The organism is Thalassospira sp. TSL5-1, from assembly GCF_001907695.1.
GTDB lineage: Bacteria > Pseudomonadota > Alphaproteobacteria > Rhodospirillales > Thalassospiraceae > Thalassospira.
Map to the genome: position 1 here is coordinate 861,633 of NZ_KV880637.1, position 20,824 is coordinate 882,456.

A 20,824-nucleotide genomic window follows, 5' to 3' on the forward strand; every position below is an offset into this window, starting at 1 on the left:
AAGTAAGCGGTGTTAAGTGGCCCTGATAGAACTGCTGGCCTGCCTTGCATGCGAAACGGTTGGCGTTGGCAGGCTGGCATGATATTAGCGGCCAGGATTGTGGATGGCGGCGGATGTATTTTCTGCCGTCATCGTCTTTTTATCGATATTGGCAAGCGCCCCTGCAGAGCTGGATCCGCGAACGCCAATTTAACCAGGTCTGGAAGTACGTTTTGAAACCCGGAGCACGCATAGCTGCCGTTATTGAGCTTTATGATGGCTGGACACATACCCGCGATGACGCCGACCGCGTTATTTCGGGCTATTTTGGCACCCGTCGCTATATTGGCGGTGGCGACCGTCGGGAAATTGGCGAACGCTTCTATGACCTGATCCGCCATCAGGCCCGTTTGGGCTGGTGGCTGGCAGAGGCCGGTTATGAACATCAGGATGGCCGTGCGCGCATGATTGCGGCACTGGTGCTTAAAGATGGCCGCGCGCTTGATGATATTGACGATATGTTCAATGGCGACCAGTTTTGCCCGGCCCCGTTGCATCCGGTAGAAAAACACCTGATCAACAAGCTGTCCGGTCAGGCGCTGGACCACGATGCCCAGCCCGGTGCGGTGAAAACCGAACTGCCAAAATGGCTGTATGCGGAACTTTTAAAGCTGCATCATGAACATCTGCCCGCCGAAATGGCGGCCTATAACCAGCCGGCCAAGCTGGATTTGCGCGTTAATACGCTGCGCGGCAGTGTCGATAGTGCCATTCGCTCGCTTGAACAGGATGGCATCAAGGGCATTGAACGTACCAGCTATGCGCCCAATGGCCTGCGGTTGCCCTTGGGCCTGAATATGCTGGTCACGGCGGCCTATAAGGACGGCCTGATTGAAATTCAGGACGAAGCCTCGCAAATTTGTGTGAAGCTGGTGGATGCCCAGCCGGGCATGAAGATTTTGGATCTGTGCGCCGGGGGCGGGGGCAAAACCCTTGGTCTGGCGGCCGATATGCGCGGGCGCGGCCGTATTCTGGCCTGTGATACGCATGGAGCGCGCCTTGATAATGCCCGCAAACGCGCCAAACGGGCCGGGGCAGGCGATTGTATTCAGCTGCGCAGCATTGCCGATGAACGCGATAGCTGGCTGCGCAATAAATCGGGCTTTTTTGACCGTGTGTTGCTTGATGTGCCCTGCTCGGGCTTGGGCACGCTGCGCCGGAACCCGGCGCTCCGCTGGCGGATCGGACAGCGCGATATTCGCGCACTCACGCTTCAGCAAAGCAAAATCCTTAAGGCCGGTGCGGCGCGTGTGACTAAGGGCGGACGCCTGATTTACGCCACCTGTTCGATTTTGCCCGAGGAAAACGAACGCCTGATTGAAACCTTCATGCGGGATCGCAAGGATTTCAAGGCCGTGCCGATCAACGAAGTCTGGCCGGATGCCCCGGCATCGGTGCCGGTTCCGGGCGGCAAGGACAAGCCGTGGCTGCGCCTGTCGCCCAATATGCACGGAACCGATGGTTTCTTTGTTGCGGTGTTTGAACGCACCGCCAAGGGGAACAAGGGTTGATGCGCGGGCGGGGCTTGGTGCTGGCATCTGCCGGGGCCCATCGCGCCTGCCTGCTTTCTCGCGTTCCAAATGTGTTTGCACAGAAAAACGCCCTGTCCCATTGCGGGACAGGGCGCCGTTTTTCAGGTCATGGACGTGACCTGGCGGGGGCGACGCCCCGCGCAGTTTGCTCTGGCGGTGTTTTCACCTGCCATGTGTCCCTGTTGTTATTCCTTGTTCATCAAGGTGCTGTCGTTTTTGCTCTCGCTATTATCCTGCGGCGTCATCTGAACCGGGGCGCTGCCGTCATTGCTTTGGGTGTCCTCGGTGCCAGCCGGGCTGTTGCTCATGCCGTTCGACATGGTGTCATCCGTTGTCGGGGCATTGGGTGCGGTGGGTGCACTCGGGGCTTCGCCCATTTCAGCCGACGGGGTGTCACCGATGGTGGCCGGGCTTTGCTCGGCCGAGCTGTTGGTCAGCGGCGTCATGGTGCTGTCGGCTTTGTCCCGGGTCATGGCGATGGCAGTTGCGGCGCCGGCAATCAAAAGAAGGCCCGCAACGGCAAGGGCGATTTTACTGCCTTTATTATCATTCATAGCTTTTGGTCCCTTTTTGGTTTGCTCGCCGGGCGCGGTTTGTTCTGCGCTCCGTCAGTTTTCAATCTAAAAGCCCATTGCGCACAAAAAAGGGACCAAATGTGCGAATTTGGCGATCAAATACGGCTAAATTGGCCGATTTGCGACCTTGATGGGGCTGCTGCGCCCCTGCGGGCATTGCGTGATCAAGCGGCTTTCCCGGCCTTGCGGCGGGCGGGCGGTTTGATCACGCAATGTTCAAAGCGCAGCATTTTGACCGTTGGGCAGCCGTTGCGCCGGGTTGCCGAAACGGCTGGTTTCGCGTATGTACGGCGCATCCCCTTGAGCGATGGAGAAACGGCCCGATGACAGATCGCGTGCTGATTATTGATTTCGGATCGCAGGTAACCCAGCTTATTGCGCGACGTGTGCGCGAAAGCGGCGTTTACTGCGAAATTCACCCCTTTAACAACATCTCGGATGCCTTCCTGGATGAATTTGCCCCCAAGGCCATCATCCTTTCGGGCGGCCCGGCCTCCGTGCATTGGGAAAAATCGCCAGCAGCCCCGGTGCGGGTGTTTGACATGGGCATTCCGGTGCTGGGCATTTGTTATGGCCAGCAAACGATGGTCAAGCAGCTTGGTGGCAAGGTCGAAACCTCGGAACATCGCGAATTTGGCCGCGCCTTTGTGGACGTGATCGAGGATTGCGCCCTGTTTTCCGGCATTTGGGCCGTGGGCGCACGCGAACAGGTCTGGATGAGCCACGGCGACCGGGTTGATGCCCTGCCCGATGGCTTCCGCGTGGTTGGCAAGTCTGACGGCGCACCCTTTGCCGCCATCGCCAATGACGAAAAGAAGTTTTATGCCGTGCAGTTCCACCCCGAAGTGGTCCATACCCCGCATGGCGCGCAGCTTCTGCGCAACTTCACCCATGATGTGGCCGGTTGTGTGGGCGACTGGACGATGGATGCCTATAAGGACGATGCCATTGCCAAAATCCGCAAGCAGGTGGGCGATGGCAAGGTCATTTGTGGCCTTTCCGGCGGTGTTGACAGCTCGGTTACGGCGGTTCTGATCCACGAAGCGATTGGCGACCAGCTGACCTGCGTGTTTGTGGATCATGGCTTCATGCGGGCGGGCGAGGCCGATCAGGTGGTGAACCTGTTCCGCGACCATTATAATATTCCGCTGGTTCATGTGGATGCCTCCGCGACCTTTATTGGCGCAATCGAAGGCGAAACCGACCCGGAAATCAAACGCAAAACCATTGGCCGCCTCTTCATCGAAGTATTCGAGGAAGAGGCCAAAAAAATCGGTGGCGCAGACTTCCTGGCCCAGGGCACGCTTTACCCGGATGTGATTGAAAGCGTTTCTTTCACTGGCGGCCCTTCTGTCACCATTAAATCGCACCACAATGTCGGTGGTCTGCCCGAACGCATGAATATGCAACTGGTCGAACCGCTGCGTGAATTGTTCAAGGACGAAGTCCGTGACCTGGGCCGCGAACTGGGCCTGCCCGACAGCTTTGTCGGCCGCCACCCGTTCCCCGGACCGGGCCTTGCCATCCGCATCCCCGGCCAGCCGATCACGCGCGAAAAGCTCGACATCCTGCGCAAGGCCGATGCGATCTATCTCGAAGAAATCCGCAATGCCGGGCTGTATGACGCCATCTGGCAGGCCTTCGCCGTGCTGCTGCCGGTCCGCACCGTCGGCGTGATGGGCGATGGCCGCACCTATGACTATGCCTGCGCGCTGCGCGCTGTCACCTCGACAGACGGCATGACGGCCGACTACTTTGCCTTCCCACCCGAAATCCTCGGCCGTATCGCCAACCGGATCATCAACGAGGTCAACGGCATCAACCGCGTCACCTACGACTACACCTCAAAACCACCGGGAACGATTGAGTGGGAATAACCCGCTTTCGGCATTGCCCGGAATTTTGAGCATCGGAATACGATTAAGCCCGCAGAAATGCGGGCTTTTTTGTTGGTGCGCTCGGCATGGGCGCACTCTTGTGTGCTATGGGCGCTTAGTCTGCTCAAGCAGACTTTCTATCCTTTATCGTCAGTGAGTACCGTTTGATGATAATCTTTAGCTGAGAAGATAAATGAGTTTACAATTGAATCTGTGTACGATCCAAATTCAGTTACGATTAAGGAGCGGATAGAAAACTTTATGGCTGAGCAATATGATTTTGGTAATCTTTCACCCATTGAATTTGAAGCTTTAGTCGCTGACCTTATGAGTGCGGAACTTGGAGTACGGTTCGAAACTTTCTCGGAAGGCGTGGATGGCGGTATCGATGCACGACACAGTAGTGCGACTGGAAATGTAATTCTTCAAGCTAAACACTACAAAAACAGTACATGGGCAGACTTAGAGGCCTCAGCAAAAAAAGAGTCTCCCAAAATCCATAATTTAAATCCAAGCGAATATTATTTTCTGACATCACAAAGTTTGACTCCTGTTAGAAAATTTTCTCTTAAAAATCACCTAAACCACCCTTCCGTGACAGTGTCGAACATTCTCGGCCGGACTGAGATAAATGCTCTTCTAAGAAAGCATGAGAATGTCGAAAAAAGTAACATTAAGCTTTGGTTATCAAGCGCAGCAGTACTTCAGCGTTTGCTCACTAACGACATATCCGTTTTCACCGAAGCAACTAAAGAAGGCATTGAACGTATACTTAAAGTGTTTGTTGCTAATCCAAGCCTACCGAAAGCTGCTGAAATATTGAAGAAGCAACACTGCGTGATAGTTTCTGGTCCGCCTGGCGTAGGAAAGACGACGCTCGCGCAGGTTCTGGCGACAGAATATTGCGAAGACGAGTGGGAGCTCGTTGCGATAAGTAGCATCGAAGAAGGCTATGAAGCTTTTCATCCAGAAAACAAGCAGGTCTTTGTCTTTGACGACTTCCTCGGCAAAATCAAACTCGATGTGAAATCATTGGCGAAAGATGACACAAAGATCGCTGATTTTATGAAGCTCGTCTCGGGAAGGAGCGCAAAGCGGTTCATCCTAACGACACGTAAATACATCTTGGAAACAGCGCGAACAACGTCTGAAGCACTAGATGATGATCGAGTAGAACTAACGGAGATGATCCTTGATCTCGGTGTTTACACCAGAGAGATTAAAGCTCGAATTTTGTATAACCATCTATATCATTCAGGTCTTGAAGAAAGTGCTATTGCGGCGCTTTTAGTCGGGGATACCGTCTCTCGTATTATTGATCACCCGCACTATATGCCCCGTATCGTGCAGTGGATGACCGACCATGTTCGGTTTGGAGATACCGACCCTGAACATTACCCTAGTTTGTTCATGCAATCACTCGACAACCCTTCAAAGGTTTGGGAAAAGCCATTTAGGCAACACATTAGCGGTGAAGCGCGTGTAATGCTGTACTGTATGCACTTTTCGAGACAAGAAACCTTCTTTACAGAGTATAGATACGAACGTGGCATACGTGCATTAAAATTGCGCTGTTTTTTTGAAAGAGCGCTTTCTGCTTTTTCTATTGAGAGCGACAAGAGTATACCGGAGCGTCGCTTTGAGGATACATTACGAGAAATCAAGTCATCATTCATTGTGCTTCAAGGAGGGATGGTAAATTTCATAAATCCTTCAGTTCAGGATTTTCTGGCACGTCAGGTGAATGATGCAAAAATTTTGGAGCGACTAGCACGTTCAATATCGACATTTGATAATGCAATAGACTTGTGGAAAGCATCGTGTGAATTTTTCGAAGAAAAACCTAGTAATATTTCTCAAATTTCAGGAGTAATTTTGTCCGAAATCCAGTCAGGTGCGGTGAAAGGGCGAATGCCTCTTGAAGATTTGGCTCCTTTCGTTGGTGACTTAATTTCCAAATCCGAAAAGTCTGACTTCGTCCAATTTTTGCGCAAAGGCGGATTGTCGGCCAGCTCTTGGATCAATGAGGTAGAGCTGCCCAAACTCATAGATGATCTGATGTTTGGGAAATATAGTGAGTTGCAGTATGCACGGGTATTTGGCAGGTGGCTTCGGATTCAACTATTTAAATACTTGTCGCAGAGAGAAGAAATTTTAGAAATTGAAGAATTGGGCAAGTTAGCTAATAATCTATACATGTATTTAGGGAATGTGCCAGAAGTTTTACTGGAGCAGTTCGAGGAGTCCGCCATTGAAAGCATCGAGAGTTTGGAAATATCTAGTATTGACTCCAATGACGACCGTGAGGCGGTGATTGGTATTTGGTTGGAAGAAATGGATAAAATTGAGATTTGTCTTGGGCGACCTGTCGATATATGGAAGAGAAGAGACTTTGAAGAGGAAATGTGGAATATACAACAACTAAACGATCAGAAGATGCAGGAACTTAAAGACAGTGGGGGCATCAGGCGGTCTTTTGTGAGTTCGGGTAAATCTTCGAACTCATCATCTACTGCAAGTGGCTTCTCCAACACAGAGTTAAGCAACATGTTTTTATCTCTCAAAAGGTGATTTCTGAATTAGGTGGGTAAATAAAATACTTAAAATTCGCCAAATTAGTATTGGTGCTTGCCTATTCACTAGCGATTACGCTGTTTGTACTTACATATCTATAATAATATTCGTTAAGTGCAGGTTTTCAGATTGTCTCTAAACTGCATTTAGTAGACTGGTTTGGCGACCAATGCTTGTGATCTCCTGATCAAATTGGGCCATATCGACCCGCATGACAGCTATCGTCTGGTTTATGAAATCAACGGCGATACTGTGTGGATTTTGGCGTTGGTGCATACATCGCGCCAGTAGCCGTTCATTGGGGATTGATCGGAGCAGAGTCACAAACAGCGCATATTGATAACGCGCTGTTTGTGAGGGCGGAAAAGTTCAGTCGTTGCTGGTTTTAACCTGGCTCACCGGTTCCCAAATCGCTCAATCGCTGCTTCCGAAACAGGTTTAAACAGCGCAACAATCGTGCCTTCCGGGTCGCGGATCATGGCGGCCTGGTTGCCCCAGGGCATCATTTTCGGTTCGTGGACGATGGTGACGCTGTCTTTGAGTTGATCAAACAGGGCATCCACATCATCCACCATCAGTTCGATGATGGCGGTGCGGTTGGCGGCGGGTTCGCAGCTGCCGGGCTGGAAGATGGCGACGGTTTCGACGCTGCCGATGGCAAGGGTGGCTGCCGGGGTGACGATTTCGGCGAATTGCGGGGCGAGCCAGTCGGCCTTTTGGCCTATCACCCTTTCATAAAAGGCGACCATCGCTTTGATGTCCCGGGCGATCAGGCGGGTGGAGGCAAATTTCATGTTTGTTTCTCGTGCTGGGCCGTTGGGGATATTGGGGATTGGGCCGGGGATGAGGCCCGTCCGTCATCCCTCTTTTCGCAGAGTACTACTGACAGCCTTGTGACAGCAGTGATGAGCGGGGCGGCACGAGAAGAGTTTTCGTGTGTGTCGATAAAGGGTGGTTTTGACAGGGGCGGGGCTGGCGTGGCGTTGCCTCGCCTTACCGCTGATATTTGATAAACGGCGTCAGCGTGCCGATGCGGTCATAGAGCTGGCGGGCGGTTTTGTTGAATTCCTGGGTCATCCAGTAAACCGACGGGCAACCGGCATCGTCTGCCAGTTTATAGGTCGCCTCGATCAGCGCACGGCCCAGCCCCAGCCCGCGCGCCTCGGGCGAGACGAAAAGATCCTGCAAATAGCACATATCCTCGATCCGCCAGTTATGGGCATGGAAAATGATATGCACGAGGCCCAACAGTTCGCCATCGCGTTCAGCGACAAGGGCCTGTTGTTGGGTGCGGGCCGGGTCGCACAGGCGGGCAAAGGTGGTGTCGTAAATTTCGGGGCTGACGGAGGATTCGTAAAATTCCAGATAGCCGGTCCAAAGCGCACGCCACTGGCTTTCATCTTCTGCACGGAGCGGGCGGATGGTGGTGTTGGATGCGGGGGCGGTTTGGGGCGTGGATGTGTGGTCGGTCATGTCGGGCCTCGGACAAAATAAAGCAGGTTTTGTGTGATAGGCGGCTGGTGGTTTGCGCCCAAGACCCATTTTGAAAGATATGACCGGACCAATTGGGACGGCGGTGTTTTCGGGCCTTTCGGCGGCGTTTCCACGTTATGTGCATCCTGCATCTGGTGAGTAAATAAACGCTGTTCAAAAATAATTATTGAACGGTGTTTATTTTTGCGCTATGCCTGTTATTGAACAACGTTCATAAACGGAGCGGAAAAAATGTTGAAGCTGATCAGAACCCTTGTTTGTAGCGGCATGCAGGATGCACAGCAGGCTTTTGCCGGGCTTTATGCACAAACGATGTGGGCCCAGCACGGCCACGCGGCCTTATGGGATGCGGAAGGCGCAGTTTATGCGCCCAATGTGCCGGGAAACTGACGCCATCCCCCAACAATTGAGCCCGGCATCGCGTGCGAGAGAAAATCCTAACCTTTTGCTGGCACGGTGCTGATCATGACAACTTTAACAAGAAAGTGCCGCGGCTTTTAAAGGCTTTAACGCGGCCTTCTCGCCCGACAGGGAGACATCTTATGCAAAATAATCTGATGCGCTCGCGACAATTTGCGCCGTTATTCTGGACGCAGTTTTTGTCGGCCTTTAACGACAACTTTCTGAAAAACACGCTGGTGTTTCTCATTTTGTTCAATATGGCCGCATCCGAGGCGGGCGCGATGGTCACACTGGCCGGGGCCATTTTTATGGCACCGTTCCTGTTGCTGTCCGCCCTGGGTGGCGAGATGGCCGACAAGTTTGACAAGGCCGTGATGGCCGAAAAACTCAAAAAGGCCGAGGTCGGTGCCGCCTGCGTTGCGGTTGCCGGTTTTATCCTGTCGTCCGTTGCGGTTTTGATGGTGGCGCTGTTTTTGTTTGGCGTGATCTCGGCTTTGTTCGGGCCGGTGAAATACGGCATTTTGCCCGATCATTTGCCAGCCCGTGATCTGCCGCGCGCCAATGCCTGGGTTGAGGGCGGTACCTTTATCGCCATTCTGGGCGGCACCATCTGTGCCGGTATTGCCGCAACCGATGGCATTAATCCGTGGCTGTTTGGCCCGGCCATGATCGCCCTTGCGGTGGTGTGCTGGTTTATCAGCCGTTTTATCCCCAAAGGCGGGGCGAAGGCGCCGAGCCTGCAGATTGATCGCAATATCCTGCGTTCCACCTGGCGGCTGGTCGCCGAATTGCGCAAGGATACCCGCATTTGGCGCACCGCGATGATGAGTGCCTGGTTCTGGCTGGTCGGCGCGATTATCCTGTCGCTATTGCCGCCGATGGTGAAAAACCTGATGGGCGGGCCGGAAATTGTTGTCACTGCCTATCTGGCCGTTTTTGCCGTTGCCGTGGGCGTGGGTTCCGCCATTGCGGCCTGGATGTCGGCCGGGCGGATTGTGCTGCTGCCCGCCCCGGTGGGTACGGTCCTTATGGCGGCTTTTGGCCTCGACCTGGCCTGGAGCGTGGCCGGGGCCAGCACCAACCCGGAAACCGCCACCCTGCTGGCCTTCTTTGCCGAAGATTATACCATCCGTATTGCCATTGATCTGGCCGGGCTTGCCATTGCCGGGGCGTTTTTGGTGGTGCCGACATTTGCTGGTTTGCAGGCCTGGGCGCATGAAGACCACCGTGCCCGTGTGATTGCCGCGGCCAATGTGTTGGGGGCTGGTTTCATGACGGTTGGTGGTGGTCTGGTTGCCGCCCTTCAGGCGGCGGGCACGTCGATCCCGGTTTTACTGCTGGGTCTTGCCATCCTGAATGCCGTTGCCGCCTGGGTGATGCTGAAAACCCTGCCGACCAATGCCTTTCGCGATTTTATTTCCATCCTGTTCCGGGCCTTTTTGCGTCTGGAAGTGAGCGGGCTGGAAAATATTAAAAAGGCGGGTCCTGCGCCCATTATTGCGCTGAACCATGTATCGTTCCTCGATGGCGCGGTGGCCCTGGCCTTGAGCGATGAAGAACCGATTTTTGCCGTTGATTACACGATTGCCCAGGCATGGTGGGCCAAGCCGTTTTTGAAACTCTGCAATTTTTTGCCGCTGGACCCGTCCAAGCCGATGGCAACGCGGACCCTGATCAAGGCGGTGGATCAAGGCGATCCGCTGGTGATTTTCCCCGAAGGTCGTATCACCGTGACCGGTGGTTTGATGAAGGTGTATGACGGGGCGGCAATGGTGGCCGATAAAACCGGTTCCAAGGTGGTGCCGGTACGCATTGACGGGCTGGAAAAAAGCTATTTTTCCCGGTTGAGTTCCAAACATGTGCGCCGTCGCCTGTTTCCCAAGGTCAAAGTCACCATTCTGGAGCCGGTTTCCCTGCCGGTGGCCGACGAGCTGAAGGGCCGCAAGCGCCGCCTGGCGGCTGGGGCAGCACTTTATCAGGTGATGTCGATGATGCTGTTTCGCACAACCGATACATCGTGCACGGTGCTGGAAAAGATCATTGAAACCGCAAATGACCGTGGCTTTGGCGAACTTGCCACCCAGGACCCCGTGACCGGCGATTTTTCCTATCGCAAATTGTTAACCGGTGTTGCCGTGCTGGCCGATAAGTTCAAAACCCGGTTTCCTGACGAGGAAAATCTGGGCCTGTTATTGCCGAATGCCAATGGCTCGGTCGCGACCATTCTTGGCGTGATGTCGGCGGGCAAGGTTCCGGCGATGCTGAATTTCACGGCGGGCTCGGCCAATATTATCTCGGCCTGCAAGGCGGCAGAAATTCGCACCGTGCTGACCTCGCGCCAGTTTGTTGAACAGGCAAAGCTGGAGCCAGTGCTCGACGAACTGGCAAAACAGGTCAATATCGTCTGGCTGGATGATCTGCGTGAAACGGTTACATCCTTTGACAAGATCAGGGGCTTTGTGCGCAAGGCAAAACCGCTGGTAAAGCGCAAGGCGGATGATCCGGCGGTGATCCTGTTTACCTCCGGCTCCGAAGGAACACCGAAGGGCGTTGTGTTAACGCACCAGAATGTGTTGTCCAATGTGGCGCAGGCGGCCTCGCGCATTGATTTCAACTCGCAGGACAAGGTGTTTAACATTCTGCCGGTGTTTCATTCCTTCGGGCTGACGGCAGGTACCATTTTGCCGCTGACATCGGGTGTGCCGGTTTATTTCTATCCCTCGCCGTTGCACTACCGTGTTGTGCCGGAGCTGGTTTATGGCTCCAACGCGACGATCATTTTTGGCACCGATACGTTCCTGAACGGCTATGCCCGCACCGCACATCCCTATGATTTCCGGTCCATCCGCTATTGTTTTGCCGGGGCGGAACCGGTGAAACCCACCACGCGAGCGGCCTATATGGAAAAATTCGGGGTGCGTATTCTTGAAGGCTATGGCGTGACCGAAGCTGCGCCTGTGATTGCGCTCAACACGCCGATGTTTAACAGGGCCGGTTCGGTGGGCAAAATCATGCCGGGCATGGAATATCGTCTGGAAGAGGTGCCCGGTGTGGATGAAGGTGGCCGCCTTTATGTGCGCGGGGCCAATGTGATGGCCGGTTATTTGCGCGCCGAAAACCCCGGCCAGCTTGAAACCCTGCCCGACGGCTGGCACGACACCGGCGACGTTGTGAAGGTTGATGAGGAGGGTTTTGTCACCATTCTCGGCCGTGCCAAACGGTTTGCCAAAATTGGCGGCGAAATGGTGTCGCTGGCGGCTGTGGAATCCCTTGCTGGCGAGCTGTGGCCGTCCAACCTGTCGGTGGTGGTTTCCATCCCGGACGAGCGCAAGGGCGAACGCCTGATCATGTTGACCGATGCCGAACAGGCCAGCCGCAAGGATTTCATGACCTTTGCCAAGAAAAAGGGGGCAATGGAAATTATGGTGCCTGCGGAAGTCCGGGTTGGCAAGGTCCCGGTTTTGGGCAGCGGCAAGGTTGATTTTGTCGCAGCCAAGCAAGTGATCGAAAAGGGCGAGGAAAGCGCCTCGGCTGCGTAAACAGCCATTTAAACATTACAACAAATGGGGCCGCCCGGTTGGTTATCGGGCGGCCCTTTTGTTGTGCGGGTGTTTTGTCAGTTCGTGTTGTACGCGGGTGGCTTTATGCCGGTGTTTCCACCTGTGGCAAATAGTCGCCGTACCCTTCGGCCTCCATATCGTCGCGATGGACAAAACGAAGCGAGGCGGAATTGATGCAATAGCGCAAACCACCCCGGTCATGCGGGCCATCGGGGAAGACATGGCCCAAATGGCTGTCACCGTGGGCGGAGCGGACTTCGGTGCGGATCATGCCATGTGACACGTCGCGCAATTCACTGACATGGACCGGGTCAATCGGCTTGGTAAAGCTGGGCCAGCCGCAATGGCTGTCGAACTTGTCGCTGGAGGCAAAAAGCGGCTCGCCCGAAACAATATCCACATAAATGCCCGGTTCGCGATGATCGAGATATTTGCCGGTTCCCGGGCGTTCGGTGCCGTTTTCCTGGGTGACGTAATATTCCTCGGGGCTCAGGCTGGCGATGGCATCCGGGTCTTTGCGATAGCGGGTCATGGCTTTTCCTGTGTTGTGTTCGCTCGTAGCCGCAATATAGGCGGCGGTTCCGGTTTTTCCATCCCCGCCCGGGTGCAGCCATTGGCCGCCGGGTAGGGGAAAGGGGCTTAAGCCAGGAAATGCAGCAATTGGGATGCCACGCACAAAATGCCAACCAACCCAACAAAATAGGCAATCGGGCGAATACCCGCCACCGAAATGCCCGCGCAATAGGTGATGGAATGGGTCAACCTGCCGATCAGAAACAGCATGGCCCCCAGCTCGGTGACAAAATTTGACATCCCGGCAATGCGTGCCACCAGAATGACGATGGCAAAGGGCAACAGATTTTCAAGATGGTTTTGATGGGCGCGCAGGCCGCGTGCGGCAGCACCCCGGCGTTCGGGCAGGCCGTCACGGTTGCCAGCCAGGGCCTTGCCGCCCACCTGCTGGCCATAATGCCAGTTATAAAAGAACGGGAAAAACAGGCCGAGAACGGTGCAAATCACCAAAATCCATAATTCCAGGGTCACGGTAAATCCTTTCTGGCAAGATGCCAATTGTTCGGGGCGACCAAGACTGTTTGATGCGCATGCCTGATAACTGATACGCAAAAAGCCGCACATCCGATGATATAACGTTTCGTGACGGCGGAAGTTTTATTGTGGCAGCATAAAATAAACGGCGCTGATCCCCTCAACGCCGTTTACATGCCAAAACAAAGAATAACGGTTTACGCGGCAGATTATTACTGGGGTGATTGTTGGGTCATGGCGTCCCATGCCTTTTGCAGGCGGTCATTGGCCTTGCGAAAGCGTTGGCGTTTTTCTTCGCTGATCTCGCCCTGGCTGTCCTTGATGTCATTCCAGGCGGCATTCATATCGTCCCATGCTTGGACAACTTCGCTGGGCAGGGTATCGATCCCGGTGTCGTTGTCGGTGCAGTAGCCGGTCAGGCCAAATTCCCAATCCTGGAATTCGCGCTGGATTTTTGCATGTTCAGGAAGATGTTTCATCATTTCATACTCCTTGGCATTGCGGTTATTATGCCCGGACCCAAAAAAGAAAGGCGCCCTTGGGGGAAGGGCGCCAATCATCTGCGTGGGGGACGCAGGGGGATCAGTTTCTGGACATCCGGGCTTTACGGTTTTTATCATTTCGCCCAGGCCTTCTGCAGTCGCTCAAATGCGCTGCTTTTTTGTATTTATTGCTCGTGATCTGAATGCAGAACGCAGGCTGATAAAAGTGGTTCCCACGAAAATCGCAATTATTTTAAAAAAACTTTCAGCCCACTTGAAGCCTGCGGGAGACAGAGTATTTTACGCCGATTGGCGCAAATGCGTTCATGTTCCTTTTGGCACCCTTTTTCGCCACCGGCGTGCCGCCATTTTTCAGAGAACCGGAGCCTTGCAATGTCTCACCCGTCTGCCCCGCGGGGAAATGCCCCTGATGTGTCGTCACGCATGACGGCCCTGCCAGAAGCAAAACCAGTTTCAAGCTGGCTGATTTTGTTTCTGGCAACGGCGTGTGGGCTGATTGTGGCCAATTTGTATTATTCCCAGCCCCTGGTTGGGCCGATCAGTGCGGATTTGGGGCTGTCAAAACAGGCCGCCGGGCTGATTGTGACCATGACACAGGTTGGGTACGGGATTGGTCTGTTATTGATTGTGCCGTTGGGCGACCTGTTTGAAAACCGCCGCCTGATTATGACCGTGATTGCCCTGGGCGGGGTAGCAATGCTGGCATCGGGGCTGGCAACCTCGCCAGGTATGTTTTTGGCATCCGCCCTTCTCATCGGCATTGGCTCGGTTGCCGTGCAAATACTCGTACCTCTGGCGGCTCATCTTGCCAGTGATGCCAATCGGGGCCGGGTGGTTGGCAATGTCATGAGCGGGCTTATGTGTGGCATTATGCTGTCACGCCCGGTGGCCAGTTTTATAACCGAGCTGACAAGCTGGCATGTGGTGTTTTTTGCATCCAGTCTGCTGATGGTTGTGTTGATTGTCGCCGTCCGGCTGGTGTTGCCGGTTCGACGTCCGACGGTGCGCCCGCATTATTTTGAATTGTTGGGCAGCATGGCACGGTTGATGGTTTCAAGCCGCATTTTACGTCGTCGGGCTTTATATCAGGCCTCGCTTTTTGCCGCTTTCAGCTTGTTTTGGACCACCGTGCCCCTGTTGCTGGCCGGGTCGGATTTTAAAATGTCGCAGGCGGGCATTGCCCTTTTTGCCCTGGCCGGGGCCGCCGGGGCCGTTGCCGCACCCATTGGCGGGCGTATGGCCGATCGCGGCTGGATCCGTCCGGCAACGGCGATTGCGATGGCGGCGGTGCCCGGGGCCCTGATGCTGACGCATCTTGGGACGATGGGCAGCACATTTTCCCTTGTCGTGCTGGTGGCCGGGGCGGTTGTGCTGGATTTTGGTATTACCTGTAATATGGTTTTGGGCCAGCGGGCGATTTTCTCGCTTGGTGCGGCCTATCGCAACCGTATTAACGGGGTGTATATGGCAACCTTTTTTGTTGCCGGGGCGGTGGGCTCGGCCGTTGGGGGCTGGGCCTATGCGCATGGTGGCTGGATGTGGGCAACAGCCATCGGGATGGTGTTTCCGGCTCTGGGGCTGCTCTATTACCTGACGGAATATATTCGCCCGCTTGAGATGCCCAGGGCGGATTAAGGCCTACCTAATTTCTAATCGGCCTCTGGAATGCCGTTTGTTCCGCAGTGGCGCGATGCCTCGCAGGCATTTGACAGGGTCTGTTTAATGCTGGCTTGCCAGTCAATACCGCTACAGCCCGCCAGCATTGGGGGGAGGGCCGTTATCAGCAACAATATGCAGGCAAACTTGGCAATGCGGTGGAGCAAGTTCAGCATCCTTTGAAACAGGCGGCTTATGTATCATATATATCTTGTCAGGTTTGGTCCGCCAAAACCGTGGCTGTGGGGCATTGGCGATGATCACGTTATCGCGACGGTGGAAAAGCGAATTTTATAACATGCCTTGTTTTGCGGCGTCATACGTGGAAAATAAGGGCTATGGCAAACAGCAAAAATGCACACAGGCATATGACCGCACAGTTACAGGATGATGCCGGGCGCGAAGACCGCCCCGAGGGTGATGCACAGTCCCCGGGCAGCCAAAGGCATTCTCATCCCCATGCCGATGACCCCGATGTGGCAAAGCGTTTGGGCCTGAGCCCGTCGCAGGGCGAGGCGGTGCTGCGCGATGCCTCCAGTGTGATTGGTCAAAAACTGTCATTGCCCGATATTGAGGCGGCGGCGCGTATTTTTGCCCTGTTGGGGGATGCAGGCCGCCTGCAACTGGTGTTGCGCTGTATGGAACGCCCGCAAACCGTTAGCGAGCTGGCCGAGGCGGCGGGCATGTCACAGTCGCTGACCAGTCATCACTTGCGGCATTTGCGCGACCAGCGCATTCTGGCCTCCGAACGGCACGGACGGCATATTTTTTACACCATTGATGATGACCATATTTCCGGTGTTGTGCAGGACGTCTTTGCCCACGTCACCCACGATTAAACCGGTCTTTCTGTCCTGATACCCGGCCTTATGTAAAATCAAAATATCCGTGGTTTGATCAAACATTCAAATGGTCGTTTGAATGTGACTTGACTCCAACATATGAATTGTTATTTGTATATTACATATGAACAGTAATTTGAATGTTTGCGAGGCCCCAAATGTCCCTGACCATCAATTGGCGCGACTATGCTGAGCTGGAGGCGTGCTCCCGCTGCCGTGATTTTGTGGTGCAGGGATTGCGCAAGGACCTTGCCGACCATGAAATTGAGGCCAGCGAAGGTGAACTGCATATTGCCGGTGAAACGGGTGCGGGGGTGCGCGAACAGGTTGAAAACAGCCTGCGTGCCCGCAATGCCGCCATTCATCATCATCACTGGTCGGTTGCCGGGATGGATTGTGGCTCCTGCGTTGCCAAAATCGAAAAGGCCTTGCAACGCCGTGATGAAGTGGATTGCGTTGATGTTTCGATGATGCGCGAAACCGTCACGCTTGGCTTGCAGGATGACCGGCCGCAAACCCGCGAGGATATTTCCAAAACGCTGGGGAAACTGGGCTATCGCGCGACCGAACGTGACGGACGCGGTGCGGCACAGGGCAAGTCCGCTTGTTGTGGTGGGTGTGGTGATGCGGATGCTACTGCATCGGACCATGATGATGTCGCCCATGACCATGACCATGCTTCTCATGACCATGCCTCCCACGATCATGCACATGGTCTGCCGCACAGTCACGGTGGAGGCCTGCCGCTGATGCGCCGTTTTGCCCCCTGGCCGCAGGCCGGGGACGAAATTGCCTGGGCTGCTTTGTGTTTGCTGGTGGGCTGGGCGGTTGGGGCCTTTGTGCCAGTTGCCGAGCCCTATGCCCTGTCGGCAGGGGCGATATTGGCCGCCTTGCCGGTGATGAAACGCGCCTTGCAACTGGCGTTGAATGGGGCGCTGTTTTCGATTGAATTTTTAATGTCGGTTGCCGTGATCGGGGCCGTTGCCATTGGTGACCCGCTGGAGGCGGGCATGGTGGTGCTGCTGTTTGCCATTGGCGAAAGCCTGGAAGGGGTGGCCGCCGGGCAGGCCCGCAACGGGGTCAAATCGCTGTTAAAATTATCGCCGGAAAAAGCGCGTCGGGTTGCGTCGGATGGTACGCGCCAGGAGGTGCATCCTTCGGCATTGGCGGTGGATGATATTGTCGAGGTCCGGCCCGGAGAGCGCATCCCCGCCGATGGTGTGCTGTCACGGGGGCAGGCCGATATTGATAACAGTCATCTAACCGGTGAATCCGTGCCCGTGGCATGTGAGGAAGGCAGCGAGGTTTTTGCCGGGGCCATTGTCACCGACCGCCCGATTGAGGTGAAAGTTACCCGTGCAGCGGGGCAAACCATGCTGGACCGGGTTATTCAACTGGTCGAGGAAAGTGAAAAACACAAAGCCCCGGTGGAGCGTTTTGTCGCCCGTTTTGCCCGCATCTATACGCCCATCATTATGGGCATGGCGGTATTAACGGTTCTTGTGCCGCCATTACTGTTTGGGCAGGCCTGGCAGGAATGGATTTACCGTGGCCTTGCCCTGCTGTTAATTGGTTGCCCCTGTGCGCTGGTTATTTCCACCCCGGCGGCAGTCACATCGGCGCTGGCGCGGGCTGCGCGCATTGGCCTGTTGGTCAAGGGTGGGGCGGCGCTGGAAGCCATTGGCGCGGTACGCACAATCGCCTTTGATAAAACCGGCACCCTGACGGCGGGCAAACCCGCCCTGGTGGGTATCGCCACCTTTGGCGCGCAAACGGAAGACGAGGTTTTGGCGATTGCCGCAGCACTGGAAAACGTCACCTCGCATCCGCTGGCGCGTGCCGTGGTGAGTGCTGCGGAGGATCGTAATTTGGCACTGCCAGAGCTTGCCGATGGCCGCACCATTGCCGGGGCCGGCGTGGAAGGCCGGGTTAAGGGTGCACATTATCAGGTGGGGGCGCCCAAACGGCTGAAAATTGACTGTGACGATGCCGTAACCGACTGGATGAACCGCGAGGAGGACGAGGGCAGCACTGCCATTGCCGTAATACGCGATGGTGAGGTGATTGGCGCGTTGTCCCTGCGTGATGTGCCACGCGAAGATGCCCGCGAGGGGCTTGAAATGCTGAAAAAACTGGGTGTGGACCCGGTGATGCTGACGGGCGATGCAAAACGGGTGGCAAAACGGCTGGCTGCCGATCTTGGCATGTCCTATCGCGCAGAATTGCTTCCGGAAGACAAATTGAACGCCCTAAAGGAGCTTGGCACGGAGGGGCAGGCAGATGACCAGCGTGTAACCGTGGCAATGGTGGGTGATGGCATTAATGATGCTCCGGCCTTGAAAGCGGCCGATGTTGGCATCGCCATTGGCGGCGGCACCGATATTGCCCTTGAGGCTGCCGATGCGGTGATCGTCAAATCCCGCCTGACCGATGTTGCCGTTCTGGTCAAACTTTCGCGTCAGGCGCGGCGTGTGATCCGCGAAAATATCGGCCTGGCCCTGGGCCTGAAGGGGATATTCCTGATCACCAGTATTTTGGGCGTGACCGGCTTGTGGGTCGCCGTTTTGGCCGATACCGGGGCCACCGTGCTGGTAACGCTGAATTCCTTGCGCCTGTTATGGGGGCGTAAAAATAGCTGATAGCACGCCTATCGAAATAAAAAGGCCGCCGGTGCAATGATCCGGCGGCCTTTTGTTTTGGCGGGGCTGTTATGGTGCCCTTAATGTTTGACCTTGTGCGGGTCCAGGGCATCGCGGAAGGCATCGCCCATATAGTTTACACTTAATACGGTCAGCGAAATGGCAAGGCCGGGCCACAAAACCCGCGACGGCGTAATTTGCAGGAAATTCGCCCCGTCATAAAGCAAACGCCCCCAGGTCGGGAAGTCGGACGGGAAGCCAAGCCCAAGGAAACTAAGGGCGGATTCCGTGATGATGGCGGTGGCAATGCCAAGGGTTGCCGAAACCATGATCGAGCTCATGACATTGGGCAGAAGATGACGCAGGACGATGTTGAATTCCCGCGTGCCGCCACTTTTTGCTGCCAGAATGAATTCCTGGTTTTTAATCGCCAGCACATCGCCGCGTACAATGCGGGCAGTGTGCATCCAGCTGGTAATGCCAATCACGAAAACAATCAGGATAAATATCCCGGTTTCAGGGCCGAATATGGCCCTCAGACTTTCGCGAAACAGCATGATAATGACCAGTAGCAACGGCAAAAGTGGCAAGGCCAGGAAAAGGTCGGTCAGCCGCATCAGCGGGCCGTCCAGCCATTTGACATAGCCTGATAAAAGCCCGACCACAGTGCCTAAAAACAGCGACAGGGCCATTGCCACCATACCAACCGACAGCGATAAACGCCCGCCCGCCAGCACCTGGGCTAGCATATCCCGGCCAAGGTTATCGGTGCCAAAGGGATGAACCAGGCTGGGTCCCTGATTTTTCGACCGGATGTCGAGAAATTGCGGGTCGATGGTGTGGATGTAGGGGCCGATGGTGACGGCAAGAATGATGATCAGAAAAACGACAGCCCCGATGATGCCGCCTTTATGATCGCGAAAACGCCCCCATAACTGCATGGCGCGCGACCGTTCCTGCGGCAGGGCATCTTGTCCGATCTCGGGTTGCGTGGCTTCAGTCATAGCGAATCCTCGGATCTAGAATACCGTACAGCACGTCGGCGATCAGATTGAACAGCACAATCAGAACCGCGAAAATGAAAGTCAGGGTTTGCACAACCGGAATATCGCCGCCCTGAATGGACGTAATCAGCAATTGCCCCAGTCCGTTCACGCGAAAAATCTGTTCGGTGATGATCGCGCCGGAAAATACGGTGGGCACACCCAAGGCAATCACGGTGACAACCGGGATCAGGCTGTTGCGCAAGACATGTACCAGTAGGACGGTACGTTCCTTAACCCCTTTGGCGCGTGCGGTGCGGACATAATCCTGGTTGAGGTTTTCCAGCATGGAGGCACGGACAAAGCGGCTGATCTGCGAGGTGTTATACAGTGCCAAAACCGTGACGGGCAGGAACATCTGTTTGATTTGAAACAGGAAACTTGGCCAGTCCGTGACCTCGTGATTGGTATCATAGATCGATGGAAACCAGTGCAGATTGGCACTGAAAACCACAATCAGCAGAACACCGGTAAAGAAGGTCGGAACCGAAAAACCAACCATCGATATGAATGTGCCAAGCTGGTCAAAGATTGAATATTGCTTGTAGGCGGAAATGATCCCGATCGGAATGGCGATCAGAATGCCGACTATATAGGACATGCCCACAACCCACAGGGTTTGCGGCATGCGTTGCACAATCAGGTCCACCACTGGGCTGCGGGTTGCCCAGGAACGAATGCGCAGGCGGTCGGCAGATTCAAAAATCTCCGCCCCGGTAATTTGCGAAAGGATATTAAGCGGTTCATTGACAAAGAACTGATGCAGCCATTTGAGATAGCGAACCAGAAAAGGATCGCCCAGGCCAAGCGACTGGCGAATTTGTTCGCGGACTTCGGGCGGGATGGTCAGGGGGAGGTTGCCCGTCGGATCATTCGGGGCAAGGTCCAGCAGGGCAAAGATGATGAAGCTGATCACCAACAGGGTGGGGATCGCAAACATCAGCCTGCGTAAGGTATAATTCAGCATGGAGGCGCTCCAGACTGGAGGAAAGACAGAAAGCAGCGCGGGCCTGTATTGCTACAGGCCCGGCCAGTCTGGAT

Annotated in this window: 16 protein-coding genes; 8 read left to right on the plus strand and 8 right to left on the minus strand. The window is 54.9% G+C overall.

All coding sequences use genetic code 11. The features are described from left to right. Positions 1–212: 212 nt before the first annotated feature. The gene (locus LF95_RS04070) at positions 213–1,550 is read left to right on the plus strand and encodes an RsmB/NOP family class I SAM-dependent RNA methyltransferase (protein ID WP_073954821.1); all 1,338 of its coding nucleotides are present in this window, start codon (positions 213–215) and stop codon (positions 1,548–1,550) included. Between the two features lie 206 nt (positions 1,551–1,756). Here LF95_RS04070 and LF95_RS04075 read toward each other — a convergent pair whose 3' ends face one another. Further along, positions 1,757–2,125 carry a hypothetical protein gene (locus LF95_RS04075; protein ID WP_073953800.1) on the minus strand — a complete coding sequence of 123 codons (369 nt, stop codon included), beginning with the start codon at positions 2,123–2,125 and terminating at the stop codon, positions 1,757–1,759. A 344-nt stretch (positions 2,126–2,469) separates the two neighbouring features. On the opposite strand from LF95_RS04075, the gene guaA reads away from it, so the two are divergent. Beyond that, positions 2,470–4,023: a glutamine-hydrolyzing GMP synthase gene (gene guaA / locus LF95_RS04085; RefSeq protein WP_073953802.1), complete on the plus strand. Its 1,554-nt coding sequence runs from the start codon at positions 2,470–2,472 to the stop codon at positions 4,021–4,023. Positions 4,024–4,284: 261 nt separating this feature from the next. Next, positions 4,285–6,594 carry an nSTAND3 domain-containing NTPase gene (locus LF95_RS04090; RefSeq protein WP_073953803.1) on the plus strand — a complete coding sequence of 770 codons (2,310 nt, stop codon included), beginning with the start codon at positions 4,285–4,287 and terminating at the stop codon, positions 6,592–6,594. Between the two features lie 398 nt (positions 6,595–6,992). Here LF95_RS04090 and LF95_RS04095 read toward each other — a convergent pair whose 3' ends face one another. Both LF95_RS04095 and LF95_RS04100 read right to left on the minus strand, forming a co-directional pair. Beyond that, positions 6,993–7,391: a VOC family protein gene (locus tag LF95_RS04095; RefSeq protein ID WP_073953804.1), complete on the minus strand. Its 399-nt coding sequence runs from the start codon at positions 7,389–7,391 to the stop codon at positions 6,993–6,995. A 199-nt stretch (positions 7,392–7,590) separates the two neighbouring features. Next, the gene (locus LF95_RS04100; protein WP_073953805.1) at positions 7,591–8,070 is read right to left on the minus strand and encodes a GNAT family N-acetyltransferase; all 480 of its coding nucleotides are present in this window, start codon (positions 8,068–8,070) and stop codon (positions 7,591–7,593) included. Positions 8,071–8,322: 252 nt separating this feature from the next. On the opposite strand from LF95_RS04100, the gene LF95_RS22915 reads away from it, so the two are divergent. Then, positions 8,323–8,481 carry a hypothetical protein gene (locus tag LF95_RS22915; RefSeq protein WP_168173652.1) on the plus strand — a complete coding sequence of 53 codons (159 nt, stop codon included), beginning with the start codon at positions 8,323–8,325 and terminating at the stop codon, positions 8,479–8,481. Positions 8,482–8,633: 152 nt separating this feature from the next. Further along, positions 8,634–12,032: an acyl-[ACP]--phospholipid O-acyltransferase gene (locus LF95_RS04105; protein ID WP_073953806.1), complete on the plus strand. Its 3,399-nt coding sequence runs from the start codon at positions 8,634–8,636 to the stop codon at positions 12,030–12,032. A gap of 103 nt (positions 12,033–12,135) precedes the next feature. Here the strand turns inward: LF95_RS04105 and msrB are convergent, their stop codons facing one another. The 3 genes from msrB to LF95_RS04120 all read right to left on the minus strand — a co-directional run bounded on the left by msrB (position 12,136) and on the right by LF95_RS04120 (position 13,582). Beyond that, positions 12,136–12,585 carry a peptide-methionine (R)-S-oxide reductase MsrB gene (gene msrB / locus LF95_RS04110; RefSeq protein WP_073953807.1) on the minus strand — a complete coding sequence of 150 codons (450 nt, stop codon included), beginning with the start codon at positions 12,583–12,585 and terminating at the stop codon, positions 12,136–12,138. Between the two features lie 107 nt (positions 12,586–12,692). Next, positions 12,693–13,097 (minus strand): MAPEG family protein, encoded by a 405-nt coding sequence (locus LF95_RS04115; protein WP_073953808.1) that lies wholly within the window; start codon positions 13,095–13,097, stop codon positions 12,693–12,695. 215 nt (positions 13,098–13,312) lie between these two features. Then, positions 13,313–13,582 (minus strand): hypothetical protein, encoded by a 270-nt coding sequence (locus LF95_RS04120; protein WP_143181936.1) that lies wholly within the window; start codon positions 13,580–13,582, stop codon positions 13,313–13,315. A 393-nt stretch (positions 13,583–13,975) separates the two neighbouring features. Here LF95_RS04120 and LF95_RS04125 point away from each other — a divergent pair, with 393 nt between their 5' ends. From LF95_RS04125 to LF95_RS04140, 3 genes are all read left to right on the plus strand, one after another. Continuing rightward, complete coding sequence (locus tag LF95_RS04125; protein WP_252509650.1) at positions 13,976–15,238, plus strand: MFS transporter; 1,263 nt, start codon at positions 13,976–13,978, stop codon at positions 15,236–15,238. Between the two features lie 359 nt (positions 15,239–15,597). Continuing rightward, positions 15,598–16,098 (plus strand): ArsR/SmtB family transcription factor, encoded by a 501-nt coding sequence (locus LF95_RS04135; protein ID WP_252509651.1) that lies wholly within the window; start codon positions 15,598–15,600, stop codon positions 16,096–16,098. Positions 16,099–16,259: 161 nt separating this feature from the next. After that, a complete protein-coding gene (locus LF95_RS04140; protein ID WP_083607495.1) occupies positions 16,260–18,740 on the plus strand; it encodes a heavy metal translocating P-type ATPase in 2,481 nt (826 codons plus the stop codon). Between the two features lie 80 nt (positions 18,741–18,820). Here the strand turns inward: LF95_RS04140 and LF95_RS04145 are convergent, their stop codons facing one another. Next, on the minus strand, positions 18,821–19,744 hold the full coding sequence (locus LF95_RS04145) for an ABC transporter permease (RefSeq protein WP_073953811.1): 924 nt from the start codon (positions 19,742–19,744) through the stop codon (positions 18,821–18,823). Further along, entirely contained in the window at positions 19,737–20,750 is a 1,014-nt protein-coding gene (locus LF95_RS04150) for an ABC transporter permease (protein ID WP_073953812.1), read from the minus strand. Before LF95_RS04150 ends, LF95_RS04145 begins: the two co-directional genes overlap by 8 nt. Positions 20,751–20,824: the final 74 nt, after the last annotated feature.

What these genes read in the sequence shown, in the direction of transcription:
- LF95_RS04090 (WP_073953803.1), top strand. Translation starts at nt 4,285, where the DNA reads ATGGCTGAGCAATATGATTTTGGTAATCTTTCACCCATTGAATTTGAA.
- LF95_RS04135 (WP_252509651.1), top strand. Translation starts at nt 15,598, where the DNA reads ATGGCAAACAGCAAAAATGCACACAGGCATATGACCGCACAGTTACAG.
- LF95_RS04105 (WP_073953806.1), top strand. Translation starts at nt 8,634, where the DNA reads ATGCAAAATAATCTGATGCGCTCGCGACAATTTGCGCCGTTATTCTGG.
- msrB (WP_073953807.1), bottom strand. Translation starts at nt 12,585, where the DNA reads ATGACCCGCTATCGCAAAGACCCGGATGCCATCGCCAGCCTGAGCCCC.
- LF95_RS04095 (WP_073953804.1), bottom strand. Translation starts at nt 7,391, where the DNA reads ATGAAATTTGCCTCCACCCGCCTGATCGCCCGGGACATCAAAGCGATG.
- LF95_RS04140 (WP_083607495.1), top strand. Translation starts at nt 16,260, where the DNA reads ATGTCCCTGACCATCAATTGGCGCGACTATGCTGAGCTGGAGGCGTGC.
- guaA (WP_073953802.1), top strand. Translation starts at nt 2,470, where the DNA reads ATGACAGATCGCGTGCTGATTATTGATTTCGGATCGCAGGTAACCCAG.
- LF95_RS04150 (WP_073953812.1), bottom strand. Translation starts at nt 20,750, where the DNA reads ATGCTGAATTATACCTTACGCAGGCTGATGTTTGCGATCCCCACCCTG.
- LF95_RS04125 (WP_252509650.1), top strand. Translation starts at nt 13,976, where the DNA reads ATGTCTCACCCGTCTGCCCCGCGGGGAAATGCCCCTGATGTGTCGTCA.
- LF95_RS04075 (WP_073953800.1), bottom strand. Translation starts at nt 2,125, where the DNA reads ATGAATGATAATAAAGGCAGTAAAATCGCCCTTGCCGTTGCGGGCCTT.
- LF95_RS04120 (WP_143181936.1), bottom strand. Translation starts at nt 13,582, where the DNA reads ATGATGAAACATCTTCCTGAACATGCAAAAATCCAGCGCGAATTCCAG.
- LF95_RS22915 (WP_168173652.1), top strand. Translation starts at nt 8,323, where the DNA reads ATGTTGAAGCTGATCAGAACCCTTGTTTGTAGCGGCATGCAGGATGCA.
- LF95_RS04145 (WP_073953811.1), bottom strand. Translation starts at nt 19,744, where the DNA reads ATGACTGAAGCCACGCAACCCGAGATCGGACAAGATGCCCTGCCGCAG.
- LF95_RS04100 (WP_073953805.1), bottom strand. Translation starts at nt 8,070, where the DNA reads ATGACCGACCACACATCCACGCCCCAAACCGCCCCCGCATCCAACACC.